At 38.9% G+C, this 24,964-nt stretch carries 23 protein-coding genes and 3 pseudogenes; 8 read left to right on the top strand and 18 right to left on the bottom strand.

Features of this window, described 5'->3' with window-relative positions:
• Positions 1-120 precede the first annotated feature (120 nt).
• From J7I96_RS27905 to J7I96_RS06440, 3 genes are all read left to right on the top strand, one after another.
• On the top strand, positions 121-750 hold the full coding sequence (locus J7I96_RS27905; protein ID WP_251025272.1) for a hypothetical protein: 630 nt from the start codon (positions 121-123) through the stop codon (positions 748-750).
• A gap of 72 nt (positions 751-822) precedes the next feature.
• Entirely contained in the window at positions 823-1,770 is a 948-nt protein-coding gene (locus tag J7I96_RS06445; RefSeq protein ID WP_311315149.1) for a S8 family peptidase, read from the top strand.
• Between the two features lie 161 nt (positions 1,771-1,931).
• On the top strand, positions 1,932-2,285 hold the full coding sequence (locus J7I96_RS06440; protein WP_214772214.1) for a DUF4064 domain-containing protein: 354 nt from the start codon (positions 1,932-1,934) through the stop codon (positions 2,283-2,285).
• Between the two features lie 210 nt (positions 2,286-2,495).
• Here J7I96_RS06440 and J7I96_RS28760 read toward each other — a convergent pair.
• From J7I96_RS28760 to J7I96_RS06375, 13 genes and pseudogenes are all read right to left on the bottom strand, one after another.
• Positions 2,496-2,606, bottom strand: a pseudogene (locus tag J7I96_RS28760) (peptidoglycan-binding domain-containing protein); the annotation flags it as partial.
• Positions 2,607-3,003: 397 nt separating this feature from the next.
• Complete coding sequence (locus J7I96_RS06430) at positions 3,004-3,345, bottom strand: hypothetical protein (RefSeq protein WP_214922224.1); 342 nt, start codon at positions 3,343-3,345, stop codon at positions 3,004-3,006.
• Positions 3,346-3,458: 113 nt separating this feature from the next.
• Positions 3,459-4,250, bottom strand: coding sequence for a glycerophosphodiester phosphodiesterase family protein (locus tag J7I96_RS06425; RefSeq protein ID WP_214772218.1), 792 nt, complete (start codon positions 4,248-4,250; stop codon positions 3,459-3,461).
• Between the two features lie 12 nt (positions 4,251-4,262).
• Entirely contained in the window at positions 4,263-4,940 is a 678-nt protein-coding gene (locus J7I96_RS06420; protein ID WP_214922222.1) for a hypothetical protein, read from the bottom strand.
• A gap of 126 nt (positions 4,941-5,066) precedes the next feature.
• On the bottom strand, positions 5,067-5,498 hold the full coding sequence (locus J7I96_RS06415) for a hypothetical protein (protein WP_214922220.1): 432 nt from the start codon (positions 5,496-5,498) through the stop codon (positions 5,067-5,069).
• Positions 5,499-5,626: 128 nt separating this feature from the next.
• The gene (locus J7I96_RS06410) at positions 5,627-5,785 is read right to left on the bottom strand and encodes a hypothetical protein (protein WP_214922217.1); all 159 of its coding nucleotides are present in this window, start codon (positions 5,783-5,785) and stop codon (positions 5,627-5,629) included.
• Positions 5,778-6,002 (bottom strand): annotated as a pseudogene (locus J7I96_RS06405) (transposase); the annotation flags it as partial. The pseudogene J7I96_RS06405 and the gene J7I96_RS06410, both read right to left, overlap by 8 nt.
• A 204-nt stretch (positions 6,003-6,206) precedes the next feature.
• Positions 6,207-6,311, bottom strand: a pseudogene (locus J7I96_RS06400) (DegV family protein); the annotation flags it as partial.
• 418 nt (positions 6,312-6,729) lie between these two features.
• Positions 6,730-7,152, bottom strand: coding sequence for a DUF4944 domain-containing protein (locus J7I96_RS06395; RefSeq protein ID WP_214772225.1), 423 nt, complete (start codon positions 7,150-7,152; stop codon positions 6,730-6,732).
• Between the two features lie 15 nt (positions 7,153-7,167).
• A complete protein-coding gene (locus J7I96_RS06390) occupies positions 7,168-9,327 on the bottom strand; it encodes an amidase domain-containing protein (protein ID WP_214772226.1) in 2,160 nt (719 codons plus the stop codon).
• Between the two features lie 1,242 nt (positions 9,328-10,569).
• Positions 10,570-11,412, bottom strand: a complete 843-nt coding sequence (locus tag J7I96_RS06385) for a DegV family protein (RefSeq protein ID WP_214922213.1) — start codon at positions 11,410-11,412, stop codon at positions 10,570-10,572.
• A 182-nt stretch (positions 11,413-11,594) separates the two neighbouring features.
• Positions 11,595-12,278, bottom strand: a complete 684-nt coding sequence (locus J7I96_RS06380; protein ID WP_048687855.1) for a response regulator — start codon at positions 12,276-12,278, stop codon at positions 11,595-11,597.
• Between the two features lie 33 nt (positions 12,279-12,311).
• Positions 12,312-13,466 carry a sensor histidine kinase gene (locus J7I96_RS06375; protein WP_214922211.1) on the bottom strand — a complete coding sequence of 385 codons (1,155 nt, stop codon included), beginning with the start codon at positions 13,464-13,466 and terminating at the stop codon, positions 12,312-12,314.
• 616 nt (positions 13,467-14,082) lie between these two features.
• Between J7I96_RS06375 and J7I96_RS06370 the strand changes: the two genes are divergently transcribed.
• Positions 14,083-14,718: a YigZ family protein gene (locus J7I96_RS06370; protein WP_214772231.1), complete on the top strand. Its 636-nt coding sequence runs from the start codon at positions 14,083-14,085 to the stop codon at positions 14,716-14,718.
• Positions 14,719-14,896: 178 nt separating this feature from the next.
• Positions 14,897-15,919 (top strand): LCP family protein, encoded by a 1,023-nt coding sequence (locus tag J7I96_RS06365; RefSeq protein ID WP_214772233.1) that lies wholly within the window; start codon positions 14,897-14,899, stop codon positions 15,917-15,919.
• Positions 15,920-16,057: 138 nt separating this feature from the next.
• Here J7I96_RS06365 and J7I96_RS06360 read toward each other — a convergent pair whose 3' ends face one another.
• The 3 genes from J7I96_RS06360 to J7I96_RS06350 all read right to left on the bottom strand — a co-directional run bounded on the left by J7I96_RS06360 (position 16,058) and on the right by J7I96_RS06350 (position 19,049).
• Complete coding sequence (locus tag J7I96_RS06360) at positions 16,058-17,107, bottom strand: glycosyltransferase family 4 protein (RefSeq protein ID WP_214772234.1); 1,050 nt, start codon at positions 17,105-17,107, stop codon at positions 16,058-16,060.
• A gap of 76 nt (positions 17,108-17,183) precedes the next feature.
• On the bottom strand, positions 17,184-18,287 hold the full coding sequence (locus J7I96_RS06355; RefSeq protein ID WP_214922210.1) for a glycosyltransferase family 4 protein: 1,104 nt from the start codon (positions 18,285-18,287) through the stop codon (positions 17,184-17,186).
• An 18-nt stretch (positions 18,288-18,305) separates the two neighbouring features.
• On the bottom strand, positions 18,306-19,049 hold the full coding sequence (locus J7I96_RS06350; RefSeq protein WP_053536849.1) for a WecB/TagA/CpsF family glycosyltransferase: 744 nt from the start codon (positions 19,047-19,049) through the stop codon (positions 18,306-18,308).
• A 111-nt stretch (positions 19,050-19,160) separates the two neighbouring features.
• On the opposite strand from J7I96_RS06350, the gene J7I96_RS06345 reads away from it, so the two are divergent.
• From J7I96_RS06345 to J7I96_RS06335, 3 genes are read left to right on the top strand one after another with little or no spacing between them, the layout of a single operon-like run.
• Complete coding sequence (locus tag J7I96_RS06345) at positions 19,161-20,591, top strand: O-antigen ligase family protein (protein ID WP_214922208.1); 1,431 nt, start codon at positions 19,161-19,163, stop codon at positions 20,589-20,591.
• Positions 20,592-20,595: 4 nt separating this feature from the next.
• A complete protein-coding gene (gene murJ, locus J7I96_RS06340; protein WP_214922206.1) occupies positions 20,596-22,122 on the top strand; it encodes a murein biosynthesis integral membrane protein MurJ in 1,527 nt (508 codons plus the stop codon).
• Positions 22,123-22,146: 24 nt separating this feature from the next.
• Positions 22,147-23,313, top strand: coding sequence for a glycosyltransferase family 4 protein (locus J7I96_RS06335; RefSeq protein WP_214922205.1), 1,167 nt, complete (start codon positions 22,147-22,149; stop codon positions 23,311-23,313).
• A 37-nt stretch (positions 23,314-23,350) separates the two neighbouring features.
• On the opposite strand, the gene tagH is transcribed toward J7I96_RS06335, so the two are convergent.
• Together tagH and J7I96_RS06325 are read right to left on the bottom strand one after the other, a co-directional pair.
• Positions 23,351-24,148, bottom strand: coding sequence for a teichoic acids export ABC transporter ATP-binding subunit TagH (gene tagH / locus J7I96_RS06330; protein ID WP_214772239.1), 798 nt, complete (start codon positions 24,146-24,148; stop codon positions 23,351-23,353).
• A 17-nt stretch (positions 24,149-24,165) separates the two neighbouring features.
• Positions 24,166-24,963: an ABC transporter permease gene (locus tag J7I96_RS06325; RefSeq protein ID WP_214772241.1), complete on the bottom strand. Its 798-nt coding sequence runs from the start codon at positions 24,961-24,963 to the stop codon at positions 24,166-24,168.
• Between the last annotated feature and the right edge of the window lies 1 nt (position 24,964).

Here is a 24,964-nt window from a genome sequence, read left to right as displayed (position 1 = left end):
CCCATAATTGGTATAGACTTCCCCTTTTGGATTTTTTTATAAGAAAAACATACAAAAATATGTAATTCATGGTAATATAGTACTGGTTTAAAAATACTACATATTTTTGGAGGTTTCAAGATGAAAAGAAAAAACTTTATTAAAGGCGTAGCTTTAACCACCTCAATAGCAGTACTTGGTAGCACTTTTGCCCCATTGTCCACTGCTTTTGCCGAGGAAACTAATCATCCTATTGAAAACATAAGTAAGGACGTTCAAGTTACTGTAGAAACACCTGATTCTTTAATTGAGTATATCGAAGAAGAAAAGGAGCTTCAAGAAGAGGCTCTTGGAGAAGAACTTACAACTAAAGAGTTTTTAAGTGATGAAGTTTCTATGGAGGCCCAAGATACAAGAGACTTTATTCAATATGCAACGACTACAGATGAATTTAAAGCTTTTGTTGGAGAAGATGTAAGTTCAAGTCAAGTAGATACTGCTGAAGCATCTGGAATTGTCGGTGGGATTTTAAAAGGAATCAAGGCCTTTGGATGGATTTGCAGAGTAGGAGGCAAATCATTAAAATATGCTATTAAACCCCTTTCCCCTTCTAAGGCAAAATTAGTTGATCAATATGCTAGAAAGATAGCATATGCTACTGAAAAACTAGACAAAGGAACTAAAGGCGCTTTAACTGCGGCATTAAAAAAAGCTGGTGTTCCAGGTAAGTCAGCTGAATCTTTAACTGAAATTATTTTTTGGCTAATATAAATAACAAATAAGAAGAGAAAGATGACTTTGAGTAGACTATGCTTAAAGTCATCTTTTTCGAATTCGAGGTGAATTCCTATTTCTTCAAAGTTTAATAAATTTTTATTCTTTTTAATTCTAATATCATCTTTAATATTTATTTTTAATATAATTCCGAAAAATAATGCAAAAGAGAAAGCAAATAATCACATTAATTCAGATAATTCACTAGTAAGCAAAAAAGAGAATTGGGGATATAAGGATACAATAGTTAAACGAACTTTATCAAACAATAAAATTAAAATAGCTATTTTGGATAGTGGGATTAATAAAGAACATCCTGATTTAAAAGGACGAATTCACAAAGAGTTTAATGCTATTAGTCCTGAAGAACCAGTGAAAGATAAATTTAATCACGGTACACCGATAGCTGGCATCATTGCCGCAAAAGATGATTCTAATGGTATTAAAGGTATTTCCCCAAAATCAGAAATTTATTCTGTTAAAGTACTCAATGATAAAGGAGAAGGATCTGTAGATCATATTATTAAGGGTATAGAATGGGCCATTAATGAAAAAGTTGAAATTATAAATATTAGTTTTGGTTTTAAAAATCACAATAAAAAATTAAAAAAAATCGTTAATAAAGCTACTTCCAACGGAATAATAATAGTAGCTTCTAGTGGAAATAATTATATAAATGACGTTGATTATCCAGCTAAATATAATAATGTAATTTCTGTTGGCTCAATTGATCAAGAACATGAGCGAGTCAAATTTTCACCGAGAGGAAAAATCGATGTTGTAGGTCCAGGAAGAGACATTCTTTCTACTAATAACCTTAATGACTTTTCAATATTTGAAGGTACCTCATTTTCTACTGCTTATGTTACAGGTTTAATTTCTTTATATCTATCTGAAAAACCTACTATAAAATTTGACCAAAAAGCTATTATTAAGTTATTAAAGAATCAATCTCTAGACTTAGGTATAAAGGGTAAAGATAATACTTATGGATATGGACTATTACAATATAAATAAATTATTACTTAACAAGGGATATATTGTTAATCGTGATACCTTTATAAATACTTCACTATTAGATATGAAGGCCTATGATTTATATGATGAGGAAGAGGGATGAAGAGGTGACCTATATTTGGTCTACAGTATAATTAAATAAAAAAGGGGGATTCATTTTTATGAGTCGTTCAACAGAATTTACTTTGTCTCTTATTGCAACAATATTTTTAACCATTGGTTGGATTATCGTTGGCCTTATTACTATCTATGCTGGTTTTGCGCCTGTTGATGAAATGGATTATACCTTGTTTACATACCTAGTTATATACTCAGTTCTAACTATCCCTTTACTTGTATTAATTTGGGTAGGTACTTTTAAAATCAAAAGGGATAGTCGTGGGTGGGGTATATTCATTCTAGTAATGGGTGTCCTTTATACTTTCTCTGTTTATTTCATTCCTGGTACCCTGCTTCTTATTTCAGGTATCATGATGGTTGCTAAAAAAGATAAAAGCCAGAACATTGCAGTTTAAGTAATATTGCAAGCACCGATATAGTTGTTGGTTTAATTAGAAGTGAATACATTACTGATAAATCAATTATAGATAAAATTAAAGTCCTTGTTGATAAAGATGAGGAAGAATTAAAAATCTATTATAAAATACTTATGGACTTTTTAAATGAACAATAACTTTCTGTTTCTTATACTAAAAAGCCCCTCTCACTAAGAGAAGGGCTTTTTGTTATGCGAACAATTTAGAAAATGTATCTCTTCCTGCAATTCCATCATCAGTCAAATGATTGGCCTCTTGGAATGCTTTCACAGCCTTTTCGGTGACAGTTCCAAAGATGCCAACAACGGTTAACTTAAAGTCAGGGTTTTCTGAATGGACCTGACAGTTGTATCGCCACTGTTTGAAGGTTTGGTCTCCTCTTTTTTATCAGTACAATCACGACTTTAGCATTTCCAAAATTGATTTTCTGACCTATTTTTAATTTTGTTGGATTGATGCCAGGATTCGCTTTAATTAGATTCAGCAAATGCACCGGCCCATAACCTTAAAACAATATCCATATCTGTGAATGGAAAAGCAACTGAACCTACTCCTAGCCCGACTACCAAGCTTAAGATTGGTAGTAATGTTCGCCAAGGTAACTGTCTGTTTTACCACCTAAACCATTGCTGCCACGATCGGTGCCAATATAGTGGTAAATATTAATACCTGTTGCATGACTTCGTTATCCATATGATCAACCTCCGAATGATTTTGTAATTTCTCCCCAAAAAGCAATTATGGCAGTGAGGATACCTACAAATCCCCCACCACCAAGTAATCCTAATATGATTTCCTTACGTGAACTAGTTTTTAATTTAGAAACTTCTCCTTTAGTCTCTTCCTGCTTAACAGTAATCCCAAGGCTGTGCTCAATTAATTTATTTAGCAAGTCTTTCTGATCGCCTGAGGATTTAAGGACAACATTTTGAATTTCCAATTGACCCTTTTCCATGCTATTAATCTTATCGATAACCTCACCATAATTGGTTTCCAACTTCGATATTCGTTGCTCATGGTTCTCTAACCGTTGTGGCATGTCCACCTCCTCCAATGTCCATAACCCCCTTTAACATAAAATTCTATCTATCTCTGTATGTCTAGGTTGTTTTTACATAATAAAAAGCCGCCCTTTTGGGACGACTTGAATTTTTATTGGTACTTATTAGCATTGACTAAGTAATCTGTAAAGACTCCGTCAACACCATAAGAAACCACTTCTTCAATTTGCTTTTTCTCATTATTTTTATCGAAGAAGGTGTGTACTACTAAATTAGCCTCATGGACCCTTTCTACAAATGTCTCATCTACCAGTTTGCCATTTAAACCAATTCCTATAGCATATTTCCTAATTTCGTTCTCCTTTAAATAAGGAACTTCCGAATCTTTACATAGTTGAACAAGAGGAATATCCTTATTTAATTTATGAATTAATTTCAAGCTTTCTGATGAAAAAGACTGTATAACCACCTTATCTAATAGTTGACGATCCGAGAGTATTTTAAGTAATTTCTCCTCCATCACATTTAGATTATCGACAGTCTTTGTCTCGATATAATAATTTGTATCAGTCTTAAATCTATCCAATATTTCTTGCAAGGTAAGTATTTCTTCACCCTTGTATTCCTCATTAAACCAACTACCAGCATCCAAAGCCTTAAGTTCATCTAATGTGTAATCAGATACTTTGCCCAAGCCGTTTGTGGTTCGATCAACTGTCTCGTCATGCATGGCAATTAACTGATTATCCTTTGTCATCCTTAAATCAATTTCAATAAAGTCAGCTCTCGAGTTAATTGCTTTCTCATATGACGGCATAGTATGTTCTGGTGCTTCTGATGAGTCTCCTCGGTGGGCAATGATTAATAACTCATCTGTTTCTGATGCTTGAGCGGAACATCCGGTTAATAATAGTGTAATAATAATTATTAGTAGTTTTTTCATATGATAAATTTTTTATAGTATCAATTCTGTTTTTTCATCTTGAACTTTAAGGTCGATACCATTAGCTCCAGAATCATTAATTAGTTTTTGTTGGAAATCATTCAGTTTTTTAGACTCAGTTTTATTTTTCTTAAGTTCTTGATAAAAAAGAAGTGTATTTGTTTTGAAGCTTTCTTCACTTACGTGTTTTTTTGCTTTTTCATTCAAAGTCTTGTACAACTCACTAATTACCTTTCCATTTGATGAATAATCTTTAAGTAAAATTGCGGGCTGTAATTCATCTTTGATAAATTCACCTTTACTAATGTCTACCATTTTATCGTCTTTGTATTCCTCGGCGAACAATTTATGTTTTTCATCAAGTTCCTTTTGGGAAAGTCCTACATATTTCACAAGTTCATTTTGAAGAATATATCTTCTTACGACTGATTCTTTATCGAATTTTTTGGATTCGCCAAGTTGAGACATATTTGTATCAGCAAATTCCTTCAATTCCTTTCCGTTAACATCTTTACCTTCGTAATTAAAAACCACTTCACTATCTTTTAATTGAATCACTTGATCTTTTATATCAACTTTAGCAGATTGAGTTTGAGTAGCCGGTTTAACACCTACCTCTTCCCCTGAACTACAAGCAGCCAAACCTAATACAGATAATAATAATGCAATGGCTAGTAAGATTTTTCTCATGGTAAAATTCTCCCCTTTTCTTCATACATTTTAATATTCTAACATAAAAAAAGGGAAATAGTACCTACTTATCCACAATAAACAAGGAGTATAATTAACTACAAAAAAACTCATGTTCTTTATCTATTAGTCTATTTCCTTATTTCCCAGCATCTTCTCTATTTCTAGTGCATAATAAATATCCGCCTTTTCGTCGGTTGTCATACTTACACTTTCAGTGGATGGGAAAACCCCGTTCGGTGTAATCGTTAAAATCGGCGTATCTGGTGCAGTGGTTCCGGAATCAATAGTTACTAATTCTCCTTCAGTCCAATCCTCATATAAAATGACATTGGAAGGTACGGATCCGCCACCACTACCACCACTTTCAATAATGTTTGCAATTTCTGCTAACTTATTAATATCGATATCTTTGAGTAATTCACCAGTTTCCAGTGCTTTACTAAGCACTGGAAACTCATTTGTACTTTGTAATGATTCCCCACTTAAAATGCATGTTTGGGTGAAGTACTTAAACTTATTCGAATCTGTTACCTTATCACTTCCTGCATAAACCATTACTTCTACTTCATGACTACCTGATACAATATAAGCTTATGAATCTAGTATAAACGTACATTCACCAGTTAAAGCATCAGTAATTAAACCCTCTTGAAAAACGGTTTTCCGATCAGGCTTTTTAACAGCTAGCGAACCGAAGTTGCCTCAGTTAAATCAACAGGAATACCACCTTTATTAATAATAATTGACAATTTTAATGTGTTTAGATCATTTGCATTCACGGTAAATACTGGGTTTTTAACAGTCTCTAATGCATCAACAACAATTGAAAACTCATTAAGCATCTTGCACTCTTTCATGGCAATAAAAAAAGCCCTGTTCCCCTTCATTTTCCCATGTCGTCTGGTAATCCTTTTTCGATGTGAAGCAAATTTTTTGCCTTGATGTCGCTAGTACACACTCTACAGCCATCGTTTTAAAAGTTTTGTTACCTTGTGTGGTTTTACTCGTTTTTTTACCAGCACTTTCATAATTTTCGGGACTCACACCAGCCCAAGAGGCAGAATGTTTAGTTGATTAAATACGGACATATTGTTATCACCCATTATTGTCAAGGGTTTAATGGGTTATTGTTGAACCACCGCTTATAACAAGTTTTAGTACATACCCCTTTTTTACAGTTTTACTTTCAGGATACCGCTTTTAACTCCCGGATTCCTTTTTGTTCATAAAAAAACGCCTTTCACTTAGTGAAGGCGTCACAGCTTAAATTTTATACCAGCCCATCCCCATCGAGCCTTCGCCCAGATGCGTTCCGATTGCTGGACCGAAGTAGCTGATGTCGAACTCGACATTCGGAAACCGATTCTTATAACCATTAATTTTTTTTTCGATTAGGGTGGACAGTCTATAATTTAGACGACATCCTGTGAAATAATGGAAGACCTGCTCCATCACTTGAATGCTTGAAAAACAAGAGGAAGGGGATATTCTGCTTAAGGCGTTCACTTACCCCTCTGTAGATTGTTGGGGGAAATCTTTTTGGAAGAAATTCAATTTTTTAACCGTCAATTAAGTAGTGAAAGGCATCAACTTTATCAACGATAATGATTTTGAAAACGATCTCAGCTCGAGTTGTTGCCAAACAAACTATAAAGAATCATATAACAACCTATCTTCTTTCACGGAAATCATTAAAACATTTTTCGCTAGGCTTGAAAGTGAATGAAGGTCAATGAAAATAAAACTATAAAAAGAGCAGGAATTAGCCTGCTCTTTCTTTTTAAAACTAATCGAGAGTAAATGTATCCGTGTGTTGTTTGTTATTTTTTTCCCATGTTACGGAAATTTTATAGGTTAATCCTTTTTTAGGAGCATCTGCTTGGTAAAAGTCAGGATAGTCTAAAGGGTTAATCTTGCGGACTATACCATCCTCGCTTTTACCAGGAGCAAATTCGGTTACCTCAACTAAGACTTTATCATCTTCCTGGAAAATAATTTTTTTAACTACTGCATCTTTATTCTTGTTACTCTGCTTAATAGAAGCTACCCATCCATAACCTTCACTAGGATCTCTATTTTTCTTGTAGGTTGCTTTCCACATATTATTTTCAGACTTCCCCGATATTTTTCCTGAAGAACTATACCAATAAAGCCCTACCAATATCACAAAAAATAATAATACGACAATAAAGATAATTTTTTTCTTCAAACATTTCACCTCCTTTTAAAATTTTATAACGCGATACTTAATCCACTCAGGACTAATGTTTTTGAAGTTCCTTTTAAGATAATTATCTGTGTGGCCTGATAAATATAGGGTATTATTAGATTTTTCATAAACAAACATAGAATGAGAGTATCTTGTTTTATTCTTTTTCTTAAACTGAATTACATCCCCTACATCTGCATAACTAATTAGCGTAGATTTACTAGTACTACTTTTTGTAGACTGAGTTTTACTCCAGAAGGCATAAAAATCACTTACGTTAACCCATGAAGAAGATCTTTTAAAATAAGGAACTTTAGCACCATCGTACTTATAACTATACCAATATTTCGTAGTCCCGTATATTCCCCCTGGGATTGTTGATGGTTTCTTTTTGCTTTTTCCACCTGCGTATATAATTTGTGATACGAAGTTTGTACAATCATTACCTTCAGATTGATATGAGAAATTATTTCTAGAATTATACCATTTCTTAGCATAATCTTTTGCTTTGCTTACACTGTATGCAGATAATATTGTGGCACCCGTTTCGATTGTAGAATCTGCTTCTTCAGCAGAAATGCTCTTTTCAACCTCGCCAATCGTTTTAGATCTGAGCCTTTCCAATGTATTTATAAACTCCAAGTTAATTTCAGTTGAAGTGTTTTCTAAATCATCAGTTGATGAAGTGGTTTCATAGGCGTATTCATATTCAGAAAGATAGGCTGCTATCACTGAATATAGAGAATGCTGAAGTAAATCTTCGTCAGCTTGTCCATATTCTTGATCTAGTACATAATTAGTAAACTCGCTTGAACCAATTGGATAGTCTAGTTTTTTTTCATTTAAATAGGAAACAAAAAGATCTTCCGCTTCCTTAAAAGTGTAGTTTTCGCGTGCTTTTTCATTCATAGCTTGACGAACAAAATTAGAGTATTCAGTCTCACCATGTGAGTTATATGCTGTAACTTTAAAATAGTAATTTTTAGAATTACAATAATTACCATTCGAATTACAATAAACTTTAGACGGGGAATTGGCTAATTCCACTCCCTTTTTATCGTGATGCAATTTATATATTCCTGCGTTTTCTTCTTGTGTTGTTGGCCAGATTTTTTGCTCTCTAGTTGTAAAGGTATTTACATTTCCAACATCAAAAGATTCATATGATTCACCGTTAAATATCCAAACATTATAACCGGTTGCATTTTCAATAGGTTCCCATTTTAAATCAGCAAAACCAGTTCCGTGTTCGTCTCCATTACTGTATAAGTTCCCATATAAATCAGGGATTTCTAAGTCAGGTATAGATGGCTTATACATACTTTTGGTAGAGGTGACTGTTTCCCCCAACTCGTTATAAGCACTAATTCTAAACCAGTAATTATTAGAACTAGCATATTGAGTCCCTGCATTTGAGTATACCTGAGAAGGATCGACTACTAATTCTTGACCCGATTTATCATATAAATGTAAGTTATATTTCCCACCATTGATTTCAGTGTCTGTTGGCCAAATATTTTTATTTTTTGAAGACCAAGTTGTTGCATTTCCTGCATCAAAAGATTCATATTCTTTTCCGTTAAATACCCAAACTTTGTAGCCAGCAGCCCCATCAACGCTATTCCAAGATAAGTTTACATAGCCACTGCTATCTCCATTACTAAATGCTTTTCCTGTAATATCAGGAATTTTTAAATTTGGAATGGTAGGTTTATAGATTGTAGAAAACTCGGTTTCAGTGCTGCCAATAACGGCAGAAATTTTAAACCAATAGTTCTTATTTGTAGTGTAATTACCTTTTGAATTTCTGTATACATCCGATGGATCTACGGATAATTCAGATCCTTTACTATCATGGTGAAGTGCATATCTCCCTGTGTTTATCTCTTCGACTGTAGGCCATAATTTTTTGTTTTTTGTAGACCAAGTTGTTGTATTCCCAACATCAAAAGTTTCATATTCTTTTCCATTATATAACCAAACCTTATAACTTGTTGCTCCTGGTACTTGTTCCCAAGATAAATCAACATACCCCGTCCCATCCCCATTACTAAATGTAGCACCTGTAGGCTTTAGTGGTACTGGTAAGGTTTCACCATTAACATTCTGGTGAGTGCTAAAAAAGAAAATACTACAAAATACAATTAATAAAGGGATAAATGGTTTAAGCTTCATACGATCTCTCCTTTTAAATTTTTCCAAAATAGTTCATATTGATTATAATTGGAAAAATCTAAGAAGCAATAGGTCTAAGGAACCATCCCTTTAGTTACTCCTGCTGGCATTGATTTTATTTTTGTGACTTATCCTATATTAATTATGGATATGGGATATAGGGATATTTTATTTTTAAGGCGTGAATCCTCTTAAAGTTTCAAGCCCTATTATATTTTTATATCCGATGGTATATCTTATGCCAAATTCCTTTATAACAACGAAGTTTACCAAAACGCTTCCTCAAACTTGAATAATAAAGACATACGAGTTTTTTACAGAAAAAATGTGACTTATGACATATTGGTTGTTCCAACCGCCATTACTTCACCAATATCTTTTCTAACCGCTTGTTACCATATATTATCCATATAATCCTCCTCTAAGTATGTCCATTCTCACTTTTAACCTAAGATTCCCTCTGTGTGTCTAGGTGTTGTTTCCATAATAAAAAGCCGCCCTTTTGGGACGACTTTGAATTATTTTGCTATTTAGTTTCAGCTACCCCATGTTGGACATAAGCAAGACACGCTATTCACTATATCGAGTGTAATATGAATCTGGCTGCCCTTCTGGATGCCACGGAACTTTATCCTGAAACCACGCATGAATAAATGAACCTGCCAGGTTCAAGCTTGAGATAATACCACTTTCTAATATATTAGAGTTAATAGAGGTAAACAAGTTGTTTCACCAAATATAGTGACCGCTTCCCGTTCGGGAGGGACTCTATACTTAATGATCCATTGAATATCCAAGTGTAACCTTCCCATTCGTAATTGGGGGACCGTAATAATACCGATTGTTTCTAACCCTTAGCATTTTCTATGCGAAAGAACTCCACTGTGATGTCCTGAAAGCAGCTATTTGCTCGTAATGTTGTCTCCAGAAGCCAATAGTAACTATAATTTTTTCTCTAATTCTTGTCTGTTGATCAGCGGCAAAAACGTGTATTAATATAAAATTAAAGTGGAGATGGAAAGGTCAACATCACCAGTTGGTCTAGGTAACGGAATCATCATTCGCTATACCGTAAAGTACATACCCTTTTTTACAGTTTTACTTCCAGGATATGCTTGTACACAATCCAAATTGAACCTCCATTTCTTGATGAATCACACTCCCCCTTATCATTCGCTTTTAACTCCCGGATTCCTTTTTGTTCATAAAAAAACGCCTTTCACTAAGTGAAGGCGTCACAGCTTAAATTTTATACCAGCCCATCCCCATCGAGCCTTCGCCCAGATGCGTTCCGATTACTGGACCGAAGTAGCTGATGTCGAACTCGACATTCGGAAACCGGGCTTCAAGTTCCGCTTTCCAGTCTTTAGCTTCACTTTCCCGTTTTGCATGAATGATGACGGCTTTATATTTCTCGCCGCTCGCCGCGTCTGCTCCAAGTAAATCGGCAATCCGTTTCATCGCTTTTTTCCTTGTACGGATTTTTTCGAATGGGACGATGACTTTCTCAACAAAGTGGAGCACCGGCTTCACTTGAAGCAGACTGCCAATCAAAGCTTGGGCACTGCTTAAACGGCCGCCGCGCTGGAGATGGGATAGGTCATCTGCCATGAAGTATGCCTTGACCGATGGTTTCATTTCTTCAAGCCTGTCCATGATTTCTTCTGCACCCTTACCATCAAGTGCCATCTTTGCCGCCTCGATCACGTAAAACCCCTGTACCATGCAGCTGATTTCCGAATCAAAGGCATGAACCCTGATTCCCTCGACCATTTCACCTGCAGATACCGCTCCTTGATACGTTCCGCTGATGCCGCTCGATAAATGGATGGAAATAACCTCATCATATTCTTTTTGCAGTTCCTCGAACTTCTCGACAAACTTCCCGATTGGAGGCTGTGAAGTGGTCGGCAATTTCTCCTGCCTCTTTACTTCCTCATAAAACTCATCCGCAGTAATATCAATTTCCTCCCGGTAAGCTTCATTGGAAAAAATGACATTAAGCGGCATCATATGTATATGTAAACGATCACGCATTTCCTTTGGTATATATGCAGTGCTATCTGTTACGACTGCGGTTTTCATAATAGTACCATCCTTATAAAAATTTACTTCGTATATATTCACCATTCTATCTGAAAATGCCTTTATTTGCATTAAACAGTTTTTTAATTGCCAAAAATTTGAATATAATCACATCCAATAAAAAAATCCAGCCCCTCAGCACGCATTGGAATCTGAAGAGCCGGACTTATAGAATGCTTTAATTACTTCACTTCTACCCAGCCGTTTTTAATGGCTAGGACAACTGCTTGTGTACGGTCATTCACATTCATCTTCTGAAGAATGTTACTTACATGGTTTTTGACTGTTTTTTCACTGATATATAGAGTTTCGCCGATGGCCCGGTTGCTTTTCCCGTCAGCTAAAAGCTGAAGCACTTCACATTCGCGTCGTGTCAATAGGTGAAGCGGCCTCCTGATTTCTATCGTATGTACGGAATCACGATCAGCACCCTCTTCAGCTGCTAAGCGGCGATATTCTTTAACTAAGTTATGGGTGACCTTCGGATGAAGGTATGAGCCGCCTTCAGCGACTACACGCACAGCATCGATCAACGCGTCTGCGTCCATTTCTTTCAGCAGATAACCTTGTGCTCCTGTTTTCAATGCGTGCTGCACGTAGTTTTCATCATCATGAATGGAAAGGATGATGACTTTTGTTTCAGGGTAACGGCTCACGAGCATTTTTGTAGCTTCGACCCCATTCATGTTCGGCATGTTGATATCCATGATAACAACATCAGGTTTATGTGTTTCAACGAGATCCATAGCTTCGCTTCCGTCATCACCCTCGGCAACAACATCAAAGGATGATTCAAAATCTAATATGCGCTTTACGCCTTCACGGAAAAGCTGATGGTCATCGATTATGACGATACTAGTCTTCAACGGCTTCTTCCTCCTAGTTTCTATTTAATATGTCTATTCTCCATTATTTAAATGGTAGGGAATTTGGATAAATACCAAAGTGCCTGCCCCCGGTTGTGAATCGATCGTCATTTCACCTTCCAGCAGCTCGACTCTTTCTCTCATTCCAACCAAGCCAAATGAACCTTCTTTTTGAATCGAAGAATCAAACCCCTTTCCATCATCTTTGACGACGACGGTCACCATCTCCTTGGAAATAGACAGTTTAACTTGAATCTGTTTTGGGTCAGCGTGCTTTAATGAATTCTGTACAGCCTCTTGAACCAGCCTGAATAATGCGACCTCCATATCGGAAGGGAGCCTTTTGACCTGCCCAAGGTTGACGAAATTCAGATTCACGCCATTATTATAGTCTTCGGTCGTTTGCAGGTACTTTCTGAGGGTAGGAACAAGTCCTAAATCATCAAGCGCCATAGGACGAAGGTCATAGATGATTCTTCGCACTTCATATAAAGCATTCCTTACCATGACCTTTAAACTGCGGATTTCCACTAACGCTTCATCCGGACCTCTCTCCCGCTGCACTCGTTCTATCAAGTCTGAGCGCATCATGACGTTTGCCAGCATTTGCGCCGGACCATCATGAATTTCACGCGAGAGTTTTTTACGTTCCTGCTCCTGGGCTTCGATTATTTTCAGACCGAAGTCCTGTTTGCGTTTCGCTTCTTGAAGGGCTTCCCCCACAAATTTAAGATCTTGTGTCAAATAATTCTGCACTACCGATATTTGCGAGACGAGATGCACCGCTTTATCGATCGTCTGCTGCAAACCCCTTAACCTTAACTCAAGCTCATCCCGGCGATTACGGAGCTCTTTCTCCAATTGCCGGTTAATTTGTAAATCGACTTGCAGCTTATGTGCCCTTTCATAGGCATCGCGCACCTGTTCTTCAGAAAAATGGTTGAAGTGCATACTGACTTCTGAAAGCCTTTTTCGAGCAAACCTGGCTTTTGAATCCAGTGCATCGCTGTCGGTTATCACAATGGCAACCCTGATTTTCACATCATCAAGCTCTTTTGATAATGTCTCGAAATCCTTTCGGCATTGTTCGCCGATATCAAAGACTTCATCCTTACTTTCACTAACAGTGCTCACCATTGTTTCTAAGATCTTGTCCAATGCTTTAGCATCAACCTTTTTAATGGACATTAAGATCCCTCCACTTAAATCAAAAGACTTAAACAAATTTATTGTCTTAAAGACTATGTATATGGAAAATAGTTCTTTCCCTTTTTCATGAATGGTTAAATTTCAGGAAACTTTTGTATGAAGTACCCTTCATGAACATATTGTACCAAAAAAAGATTAAAAATACGTTAATTTCCTTTTGTGCTTTCCATAAAATGTACATATTTACTATACATCTCATAATCCGGCATTAAGTCTGCCTATTAAAGGCAGAAAGCCATATCTATTATCCTAATACAAAATATCCTTTTCAATCAAATGGGATATTCCGCTTCATTGATTATCATATGAAACAGATGCATTTATTAAATGGCAAAATCCTTGAAATGAGAGGACACATTAAGGTAAAACCAAGATAATGGCACAGAACTCATGTTTTTCCTACAATGTTATTCTTTTACGCATATATGAGCAGCTAATAACAATAACAGGCAATGAAATTAATTATAACACGTACAGCTTTATCTTATATTAAAGTTTCTTTACACATGCAATATGTAAATGAATCGTCATTGCCACTTTTTCCGCAAAGCCTTATAATAAATCAACTAATAGGAAGCACGAAGGTGGAATAATAATGCTCACTCAATATTTAACGGTGGCAGGTCGCGGCGACCATGAAATCGTCATTGAAAAATCCCGTTTTATTTCCCACATCGCCCGGGTCGAAACCGAAGATGCCGCACAGGCCTTTATCCAGGAAATCAAGAAAAAGCACAAAGATGCTACACATAATTGTTCAGCTTATATGATAGGGGAACAAAATCAAATCCAAAAAGCCCTCGACGACGGGGAACCGAGCGGAACGGCAGGCGTCCCTATCCTGGAAGTGCTTAAGAAAAAAGAACTGAAAGACACCGCTGTTGTGGTCACACGGTATTTTGGAGGCATCAAACTTGGTGCTGGCGGTCTCATTCGCGCTTACAGCAAAGCGACTTCAGAAGGGATAAATACCACTGGTGTCGTCATCAGGAAACTGATGCGGGTCATTTCGACAACCGTCGACTATACCTGGCTTGGAAAACTGGAAAACGAATTGCGCTCTTCCATTTATCAAATAAAGGAAATTCAATACCTTGATCAGGTCAATATCCTTGTATATGTGGAGGAAACACAAAAAGAGACATATACCGCTTGGATTACAGAGCTGACAAATGGTCAAGGCCGCATCACTGAGGAAGAAATGCTTTATTTGGAAGAGGAATTCTCCTGATGTACTCCTGCATATTTTTCCTTTTTTATGCTGTAATATAATTGAAAAGAAATATTTATTTTACGAAATTATTAAATCATTGTAAAATTAGGTGTAATATATGACGAAATATAAACTGCAGGATTCGAAAAATAGCGATATATGTCTGATGTTCGTTATTTAAAAGGAGAAGAAAAAGATGTCTACTACTAGGCGTGTTTATAAAATTAAAAAAACAAAGAAAAAAAGGCGAAAGAGGCTTTGGTTATTGCTTGTTCCCCTGCTGGTACTTGGTCTGGGGGCTTCTACGTATGCTGCAACCCTGTATATGAAAGCCCAGAATGTATTCAATGATTCCTATGACCCTGTCGAAGCTTCAGCAAAGCGAAATGCAGCAATCGACCCGCTCGAAGATAATTTCTCGATCCTTTTCATAGGAATCGATGATAGCAAGGACCGTGACTTAAAAGGAAATTCCCGGTCTGATGCTTTAATGCTGGCCACATTCAATAAAGATCAAAAGTCTATAAAACTATTAAGCATTCCGCGTGATTCATATGTGTACGTGCCAGCCAAAGGCGTAACAACGAAAATCAACGCGGCCCATGCAGCCGGCGGGCCGAAAGCGACGATGGACACCGTCGAGGAGTTACTCGATGTCCCTGTCGATTATTATGTTCGCATGAACTTTAATGCTTTCATCGATGTCGTAGATTCATTGGATGGCATCGAAGTCGACGTCCCTTATGAAATGTATGAAATCGATTCACATGACAAAAAGAATGCCATCCACCTCGAAGAAGGATTACAGACCGTTGATGGTGAAGAAGCATTAGCATTTGCACGGACACGTAAAAAAGACAGTGATATCCAACGCGGCGAACGTCAGCAGGAAGTCCTGAAAGCCATCATTGCCAAAGCAACCTCTGCTGGATCACTAACGAAATATACAGACGTAATGGAAGCTGTCGGCGATAATATGACAACGAACCTTAAATTCTCGCAAATGAGAGGTTTCATAAAATATGTGACTACCGATAAAGGCATCAATCTTGAAACCATCAAACTTGAAGGTCAGGATTCTACCATTAACGGAACCTATTATTATCAGCTGAACGATACATCATTAGCGAACACCAAGCTGTTGCTTCAATCCCACTTGAACTTGGGACCAGCTGAAGGCAATCAAACGGAAGCAGTACAATCACAAATACAAGAATAAAGCGAACCCCCCACTCGTCATGAGCGGGGGGTTTTTTAATGTATTATATGAAATTACAAAAAAGCCACCAACCGTTACTTCTAACGATTGGTGGCTTTCCGATAAAACTAGCGAATCTAGTAATCTATTCCAAGATGATCATGGCTTATTTTTAAAGTTGAGCATCTTGAGCAACGGCTGGTAGTTTGAATTGACCAAACCAATTTTCTCCACGAAAATCTCTATGATCAGCAGAAGTCCCGTTACAAGGATCAAAGCCCCCCACATCGTTGCAAATGAAAAGATTATGGCCGCTAAACCAAAGCAAGCAGCTAAAGCGTAAATGAGCAAGACAGTCTGCTTATGGGTGAATCCCAAGTTTATCAAGCAGTGATGTAAATGTGATTTATCAGCAGCCGAAATCGGCTGTTTATTGACGACCCTGCGGATAATCGCGAAAAATGTATCCGAAATGGGAACACCCAAAATGATGATCGGTACGATCAATGAAATCATCGTTACGTTTTTAAACCCTAGCAGGGACAGAACGGCAATGATGTAACCTAAGAATAATGCGCCTGTATCTCCCATGAAAATCTTTGCCGGATGAAAGTTATATTTCAAGAAGCCAAGGGTGCTTCCAATCACGATCAATGCGACCATGGCAACAAATAGGTCCCCTTTAATGAGGGCCATGGTTGCAATTGTCACCAATGCGATCGTTGAGACACCGCCTGCAAGGCCATCCAGTCCATCTATCAGGTTGATTGCATTAATGATGCTGACAATCCACAAAATGGTGATCGGTATACTAAAAACACCAAATTCTAGTGTATCCGTAAAGAACGGCAAATTGATGAATTCCACTTCAAGACCGCCCCATAATACGATAATGAGGGCAGCCAAAACCTGGCCCAGGAATTTGGGTGCAGCTTTTAATTCAAAAATATCATCAGCCATCCCGATCAAAATGATGACAAGGGCTCCCACAAGAAGGGGCAGCTGCTCCCCAAAATCATCCATGAAAAGCAAGTAGGTAATGAAAAAACTCAAAAATATAGCTAAACCGCCCATGCGCGGCATAATTTTACTATGCACTTTTCGCTCATTCGGTTTATCGGTAGCTCCTAATTTAAAGGCCAGCTTTCCGACAAAAGGAGTCAAAAAAATGGATAATAAAAAGGCTACCAACAAGGCCCCTATTAACATCAAGAACCACCTCAATTCAACTAAAAATCTAATACCCGTTACGCTCTATAAGAAAACCTATATATAAATGCTTATTTTAATTTTTCATCCTCAAATAAACATTATATACGTTATTGGCTAAAGTTTCTATAGAAAAGTTGTTTTTTGCAAATTTTTGTAAATCCGACCCTATCTTTGTCAAGTCCCCTGACTTTTTTAATTCCAAAGCATTGCAGATGGCCAGTTTCAGCTGTTCGACATTGCCGATATCCGTTATCCAGCCCTTGCTCCGATCGGGAATCAATTCCTGTACACCGCCGACATCACTAGTGATTGCCGGAAGACCGGATCTTGCTCCTTCAAGTAAAACGAGTGGGAAACTTTCGCTTAAGGAAGTCAATAATGTGATGTCCCCCAACGGGTAGATTCGATCTAAATCTGCACGATACCCTAAAAAGTGCACGTGTTCGGATAATCCCTTTTCCGAGACCATCTCCTCCAGAGCGGATCTCCTGCTCCCGTCCCCTGCAAGGATCAGCTTCACATGGGGGAATTCCGATACCACTTCACTTAGGGCCGCTAAAGCAAATTCATGACCTTTCACCGGTTCAAGCCTTGCAGGCATGATGATGATGAAATCATCTTTCCCGAACCCGAAATCTTCTCTATGAAACGGGAAAGGCAGTTCCTTTTCAAAGTCAATCCCGTTCAGGATCTTCGTTATTTTGGCCGAATGGATTCCTTGGTCAATCAAGTCCTGCTTAAAGCGGTCGGAAACCGCCAGTATATGATCGGCATATTGAAATGACCTTACATGAAGGCCCGTAAACAATTTTCCTTTTACACCCTGCCCTAAAAAATCATGATGAGGCGAACTGTGAACAGTAAGAAGCCATGGGCATTTAATGAGGCGCTTTATAAAAGCACCATATATATTCGCCCGCGGACCATGTGTATGGATGATGTCTATATTATTTAGACGGATAAAATCCCTTAAAGGTTTCAAAATTGAAAGGTCATATTTGGAATGTTGCTTGAAAAGTTCAGTTTGTATCCCGGAGGACATGGCCCGCCGGTATAGTTCACCCTTTTCAAATACACCAAGCAAACACTCCTCTTTATTCAATTGGTTCAGTAAGGACATAATATGAAACATACCGCCGCCGGTTTCATTACCAGCGTTTAAGTGCAAGATCCTCATCCAGTCCACTCCTTATGTTCAGGAACGCTGCACCGTTTTCCTTAACCGCCGAACCTTTAATACGAATCTTGGCAGCGCAAGCATCCGTTTCCACCGTGAAGGTTGCTGGATCAGTCGGTACAACCATTCAAGACGCATTTTTTGCCAGAAAACCGGGGCGCGGTTCACCTTTCCCGCAAGGACATCAAAGCTTCCCCCTACCCCCATGAATAACCCTTTATTGAATAACGCATAGTGTCTGGAAACCCATTTCTCCTGCCTAGGGAACCCTAATGCAGTCAATATGATGTCAGGTTCAAGTTCCGCTATCGACTTCGGCAGGGTATCATCCTTGATATCAATGTAACCATGGTTGTATCCCACCAACTCGAGACCCGGATATAATTCTTTCACTTTCAGGGCCGCTGCTTCAATCACGCTTTCCTCCGCTCCAAGCAGATATACCTTCAACGCTTTTTCATCAGCGACCCGAAATAATTCATTCATCAAGTCGAATCCTGTAATCCGCTCTTGTAAAGGTTGATTTAGCCATTTAGAGGCCATAATAATACCAACGCCATCCGGTGTGATGTAATCAGCCGATATAATGATGTCTTTATAATCCTGATGTTCATTTGCATACTCGACTATTTCTGGATTTGCCGTAACGACAAACGTTTTTTCCTGATTCATCAATCTCGGATAAATCATTCCATTCATGAACTCATCCATATTGCTATCAATGAATGGAATGGTAAGTATCTCAACAAACTTCTCTGTCATTTCACTTCAGCCTTTCATATGTACTATACATCTAAAGGGTGGGGTATTATTCAAGAAATTTTTTCATACACATCATAGAACATGATTTTTGATTCAAAGGTGGTTAATCAATTGAAGTTTATAGAAAAACAATCGTTACCCATTCTATTTCTGTGCCTGCTCATCCCATCGGCAGTGCCTCACCCTATCGCCGGTTACATGGCTACGGCGTTGATGCTCGTTTTTATCGGTATAAATAAAAAAAACCTGTTACTAATTCTATTCATTTATTTCCCTGCCCGTCCCATATTGATGGAACTGAATAGCGGCTTAACTTATACAGGTGACCTGATCATCCTCACCTTATTCATTTCTTTGTTTATTGAAAAATTCAAAAAGAAAGAATGGCCATTTTCGAAATATCACTTTACTGCGCCATTTTGGTTGTTTTGTTTAATTGGTGCCGGTGCTGCACTCATAAACGGGGTGGCAATCCTCCCCATCTTGTTTGAACTCCGTGCATTGCTTATTACATTCTTGCTTCTTTACATTATCGGTGAATTAAATCTAGAAAGAAAGGATATCTTTCGCTTTTTGAAGGTAATCCTAATATTTACTATCTTACTTTGCCTGCATGGCATAGTGGAGAAAATCTTTTCACGTACGATCCTGCTTCCCCGCGCATGGGAATTGTGGAATCTTTCTCCAACAAACCGCATGAGGATTTATGGAGCACCAGCCAATCCTAATGTATTTGCTTTATTCTTAAGCATCCAGTTATTCCTTGGTTTCTTTTTATTTCAGTCGCTGAAAAAATATAAATGGATCGTCTTTCTGGCAGCCATCCTGATTTCCGGAACGTTATTGCTTACCTATTCGCGGGGCACGATGATTGCATTCGGGTTCGCTGCGCTTGTCTTTATAATCTGGACTAGAAATAAACCATTTCTCAAATATGCTGTAGGAGCATTTTGTCTTGGCCTGCTTCTTATTTATTACCCAGTTTTATTTGCATCAAGTAAAGTGGAGGTATCCGCATCGATTCCCATGGAAAATGTGGTAATCGGCAGCACCCCCTCTTCCGAACACGAACATGCCCTCTCCAATCGCTTTTCAGGAATGTTCTCTGATAAGACCCTGCACCAAAGTACGGAATGGGGCCGGTTATATGTCCTGATCAAGGGAATTGAAATTTTCAAAGATCACCCGATAATCGGTACCGGGCTGGCCACCTTCGGGGATTCTGCCACACTTTCCTTTTCCTCACCAATCTATAAGGAATACCAAATTGGTGAAAGGATGTATACCGATAATCAATATATCCAGATTCTGGTCCAAACTGGTGCGCTCGGCTTACTTGCGGTTCTTGCATTCATCCTTTTCACCTGCCGGAAAATCCTGAAATCGGGAAAAGGCACATTTGCGGCGTTCACCATCTGCCTGATGTTGGCCGCACTATTAGCAGGACTTTTCTACAATATTCTCGAAGATAAAACGTTTACGCTGATATTTTATAGTTGTTTGGGATTCTGTTTACAGAAGGACAACATTTTAAAGGATTGAAAATATGCCTACTCTTTCAAATGTCATTAAATCGGTCGGGCTCGTCACCATTATTGCAGCCATTGGAAAAGTCCTCGGATTCGGGCGGGAATCGATCATAGCCGCCTATTTCGGGGCATCATCCATGGCGGATGTTTTTTTCGTGGCAAGCCTCATACCAACCATTCTATTTACGGCACTCGGCAGCGGTCTTCAGGCCGGCGTTATTCCTATTTACTTGGAAAAGAAAGCGGATAACGCAAAGAAAGCTGATGAATTTATCAGTGTTTTAAATTCTTTCTTCATGCTTGTTGCCGGAGTCCTGACCATTGCCTGCATGATTTTCATAAAGCCGCTCGTCATGATGACAGCTCCGGGTTTCTCCGATTCAGAGCTTGCCCTGACGGAATCACTGACCCGGATCATGCTGCCCAGTTTACTATTTTTCACGCTTTCATACATGGCAACGGGAGTCCTGAATGCGAATAAGCGCTTTATTCTGCCGGCACTCACTTCAACTGCACAAAACACGGTCATTATAGCAGCCACCGTATTGTTCGCTGCTCCCTTTGGGATTGAAGGACTGGCTTGGGGGTTTGTGTTCGGTGCAGCAAGCCAGTTCCTCATTCAATACCCATCATTGAAGAAATACGGAATCCGTCCCATCGTCTCTTTCCTGCCTCATAAAAGGCAGATCGCACAAACACTGTTCACCTTTTATCCAATCATTATCGCCGCTTTGGCGATCCAGTTGAATAGTGTCGTCGATCGGATTATTGCGACTTCGCTCGAAACCGGAAGCGTATCGGCCCTGAACTATGCGAATCGCCTGCTATGGCTGCCATTGAGCATTGTCCTCACGCCGCTGATTACCGTATTGTACCCTTCAATCGTCGAGCGCGCGCTTATAGGCTATCAATCTTTCCTTAATTTGACCTTAAAAGGGTTGAAATCACTGTTATTTTTAGCGATTCCGTTCATGGTCGTCATGTTAATCAGCGGAAACAGCTTAATCACTCTGGCTTTCCAACGCGGGGCTTTCGATGCTACAGCAACTGACATGACTTATAGGGCATTCTTGTTTTATTCAGCTTGCCTCCCGTTCTTTGCACTGAGGGATTATTTGATGAACGCCTTTTATGCCTTGAAGAAAACGAAAGTGGCCATGTATTCCTGCTTGATTGCCGTTATGCTTAACGTGCTGCTCAGCTGGGTTCTATCACGTTATCTCGGCGTCGGTGGAATTGCTTTAGCATCGGGGATTTCCATGCTCCTGCAATCTCTCTACCTTTTCGGCTACCTGTGGCTGAAGACAGGAAGAACAGACAAGACCGCTTTCAGGGATGTTTTTCAGGAAATCGGCAAGCTTACCATCATCGGAGCCATCATTTACGGAATCGCTCTCTGGATCCATCCGCTCACCCTTTCGTTACCCATCATCATCGAATTGGTGATCATCTCGCTGCTGGTATTCGGATTATATCTCGCACTATCCATTCTTTTTAAAGTAAGCAGCCTGCAAGGGATGAAAAGGATCAGATCATCAAAGTAATACATTAGAAGAAGGAGTGCCATTATGAACATTTTAATCACAACGATTTTCAACTACCCTCATGAAGGAGGGCTATCGAGCCATATCACTACGTTAAAAAAAGGTTTAATGTCACGGGGCCATAATGTGGACGTATTATCTTTCTCTCAGTTACCACCTTTCAAGAGGAAGATGCTCGCCCAGGCTCCAGGATTTTTATTAAATAAAGTAAAACAAGGGAGCGGCCAGCTTTTCAATGATCGGCAACGTCAAAAATTATTGGCTTCATCTATTAATGCCTTGAAAAAGAATTATGATGTCATCAATGCCCAAGACATTTTCGCAACGCTTGCCTCCATCGAATCCGGGATACCAACGGTGCAAACCGTCCATGGGTATTATTCATTCGAGGCAGTCAGCAGGGGCGCCCTTCTTCCGGACAGTGAAGAAGATTTGATCATTCGCGAGCTAGAAAGAAAAGCATATCAGTCCGCTGCAAAAGTTGTGACGGTCGATCAAAGGATCAAAGACTATATAAATCATTTGGCACATATAGAGGCGGATACGATCAAGAACTTCATTGACGTGTCTGCTTTTAAACCGGAGATGGCAAAGCGGGAGCAAACTCGCCGGGACTTTCAAATACCGCTACATAAAAAGATGCTTTTCGTTCCGAGAAGGATGACGGAAAAGAACGGTGTCATCTACCCGCTCCTTGCTCTGCAGGAGGTGCTGGAAAACCATCCTGAAACGGTTTTGGTCTATGCAGGTACAGGGGAACAGCGAAGCCGGCTTGAGGAAACCGCAGCCAGTCTCAATATATCCGCTTCCGTACTTTTCCTGGGTTCTGTGCCGTTCGAGAAAATGCATAACCTCTATGAAGCATCTGACATCGTACTCATCCCTAGCGTTCATTCCCACGGGGTGGAAGAAGCGACTTCCATTTCCGCTTTAGAAGCGATGAGTTGCCGCTCACCCGTCATTGCAAGCGCAATCGGAGGTTTAAAGGAGATTCTCATTGATGGCGAAGATGGCCTTTTAGTAGAGGAAAAAAATAAAGAAGCACTTGCACAAGCCATCTCCCTTTTGCTTAAAGACCCTGAATATGCAGCAAAGTTAGCTTCGAAAGCACGGTATAAAATGGAAAGCGAATACTCCCACCTTTCAGCAGCTGAGCGGTTTGAGAAAGCTTATGTTGAAGTGCTTAACTAAAAAAAGCAGACCCGGAGCCCGGGTCTGCTTTTCACTTTCATACCAGTGCGGAACTACGCCTTTTCATTTGCTCTTCACGGTATTTTTTCTGTTCTTGTTTAGACATGGCGTTATATTCTTTTAAGAATGCCTCGTATTGCGGCATTACTTCATTCATGGCACCGTATGCCTTTAGCTCTCCATATTCAAGCCATAAAGCCTTTTGGCAAAATTTCTTCATCTGTCCGATTGAATGGCTGACAAAGAACATCGTTTTGCCCTTTTCCTTAAATTCGTTCATTTTCTCTAAACACTTCTCGGCAAAGTTTTTATCCCCGACTGATAAGGCTTCATCAATAATCAGGATATCTGGATCGATATGCACGGAAATGGAAAAACCAAGCCTGGACTTCATGCCGCTTGAGTATGATTTCACCGGTTGGTCAATGAACTTACCCAGTTCAGAAAACTCAATGATTTCAGGTTCAAGTTCTTTGATGCGATTTTTATCGAATCCGAGCATCAGCATTTTCAGTTCGATGTTTTCCCTGCCCGTCAACTGATTATTCAGGCCCGAAGAAACGGCAATCAAGGCGGTTTTCCCATTAGTTTGGACATTTCCGTCCGTAGGCGGGACAATCCCTGCAATAATATTGGACAATGTGGATTTACCTGATCCATTGACCCCGACAAATCCTATTACATCGCCCTTTTCTGCTTCAAAACTAACATTCCTCAGTGCGAAGTACTCTTCACCATAGCTTTTAGGCAAAAGGAGATCCAATAATTTTTCCGAGTTTTTATTATATAATTTATATTTCTTCGTTATATCTTTGACTATTACCGATTTTTCCAAATTTTCTCACTTCCAGTTTACTTAAAGTCAACAAAGCGATCTCTGAACCTGACATGCAGCGTGGAACCTATCATAAACAAGATGATAACGACTGCCCAGAAATAAAGCGTATACTCCCAATGCACTATCAGATACCATGATTCCCCCAACAACGAAGCTCGATACCCTTCCACAATATAATATAGTGGATTCAGCTTCATGATGTTGACTATGGTAGGATGTTCCTTAGCATCCATCACCCAAAGGATTGGTGTTAAATAAAACATGACTTTCATTAAGGACACGATGATATTATGAACGTCACGAATGATGGTTGATAATGTTGAAGTGATTAAACCCAATGAAAATAACAGCAAGACCGTCGCTGCAACATAATACGGCAGTTGCAAGATGAAGAGTGTAGGGAGGTAACCTGTAAACCCTAATAGGATGATGATGACTCCCAGCAGCATGAGATGCTGATACAACTTAGCAAAGATGACATACGATGGAATCACACTCATCGGAAAGCTCATCTTGGACACCATATTCATTCGGGAATAGACGGATTTTGACGTTTGGGTTATGGCCGGGTTCACAAAGAACCAGACAACGATCCCCGCCATCAGCCATGGAAGGAAATCATCCCCGCGATTTAAGATGATAAATCCAAATACAAACCAATAAATCGCAATCTGTATCATCGGATTGATGATTTCCCATAGGACTCCCAGGTAGTTACTGCTGTTGGCACTTTTCACCTCATAAACAGATAAACGCCTTACCAAATAAAAATGTTTGATTTGTTCTTTTAAAACGGTCAAAGCTGAACTCATA

It is taken from the genome of Bacillus sp. ISL-78 (assembly GCF_018613455.1).
Taxonomy (GTDB): Bacteria; Bacillota; Bacilli; order Bacillales; family DSM-1321; genus Peribacillus; species Peribacillus frigoritolerans.
Note: the sequence above shows the minus strand (reverse complement) of the source record. Positions and strands in the feature narration are given on the sequence as shown.

Bases quoted from the DNA above. Each gene is read 5' to 3' on its own strand.
- J7I96_RS06325 (WP_214772241.1), bottom strand. From the start codon at position 24,963: ATGAGTTCAGCTTTGACCGTTTTAAAAGAACAAATCAAACATTTTTAT.
- J7I96_RS06355 (WP_214922210.1), bottom strand. From the start codon at position 18,287: ATGAGGATCTTGCACTTAAACGCTGGTAATGAAACCGGCGGCGGTATG.
- J7I96_RS06335 (WP_214922205.1), top strand. From the start codon at position 22,147: ATGAACATTTTAATCACAACGATTTTCAACTACCCTCATGAAGGAGGG.
- J7I96_RS06365 (WP_214772233.1), top strand. From the start codon at position 14,897: ATGTCTACTACTAGGCGTGTTTATAAAATTAAAAAAACAAAGAAAAAA.
- J7I96_RS06385 (WP_214922213.1), bottom strand. From the start codon at position 11,412: ATGAAAACCGCAGTCGTAACAGATAGCACTGCATATATACCAAAGGAA.
- J7I96_RS06410 (WP_214922217.1), bottom strand. From the start codon at position 5,785: ATGCTTAATGAGTTTTCAATTGTTGTTGATGCATTAGAGACTGTTAAA.
- J7I96_RS06370 (WP_214772231.1), top strand. From the start codon at position 14,083: ATGCTCACTCAATATTTAACGGTGGCAGGTCGCGGCGACCATGAAATC.
- murJ (WP_214922206.1), top strand. From the start codon at position 20,596: ATGCCTACTCTTTCAAATGTCATTAAATCGGTCGGGCTCGTCACCATT.
- J7I96_RS06350 (WP_053536849.1), bottom strand. From the start codon at position 19,049: ATGACAGAGAAGTTTGTTGAGATACTTACCATTCCATTCATTGATAGC.
- J7I96_RS27905 (WP_251025272.1), top strand. From the start codon at position 121: ATGAAAAGAAAAAACTTTATTAAAGGCGTAGCTTTAACCACCTCAATA.
- J7I96_RS06430 (WP_214922224.1), bottom strand. From the start codon at position 3,345: ATGCCACAACGGTTAGAGAACCATGAGCAACGAATATCGAAGTTGGAA.
- J7I96_RS06375 (WP_214922211.1), bottom strand. From the start codon at position 13,466: ATGTCCATTAAAAAGGTTGATGCTAAAGCATTGGACAAGATCTTAGAA.
- J7I96_RS06440 (WP_214772214.1), top strand. From the start codon at position 1,932: ATGAGTCGTTCAACAGAATTTACTTTGTCTCTTATTGCAACAATATTT.
- J7I96_RS06360 (WP_214772234.1), bottom strand. From the start codon at position 17,107: ATGTTAATAGGGGCCTTGTTGGTAGCCTTTTTATTATCCATTTTTTTG.
- J7I96_RS06415 (WP_214922220.1), bottom strand. From the start codon at position 5,498: ATGGTTTATGCAGGAAGTGATAAGGTAACAGATTCGAATAAGTTTAAG.
- J7I96_RS06425 (WP_214772218.1), bottom strand. From the start codon at position 4,250: ATGAAAAAACTACTAATAATTATTATTACACTATTATTAACCGGATGT.
- J7I96_RS06390 (WP_214772226.1), bottom strand. From the start codon at position 9,327: ATGAAGCTTAAACCATTTATCCCTTTATTAATTGTATTTTGTAGTATT.
- J7I96_RS06420 (WP_214922222.1), bottom strand. From the start codon at position 4,940: ATGAGAAAAATCTTACTAGCCATTGCATTATTATTATCTGTATTAGGT.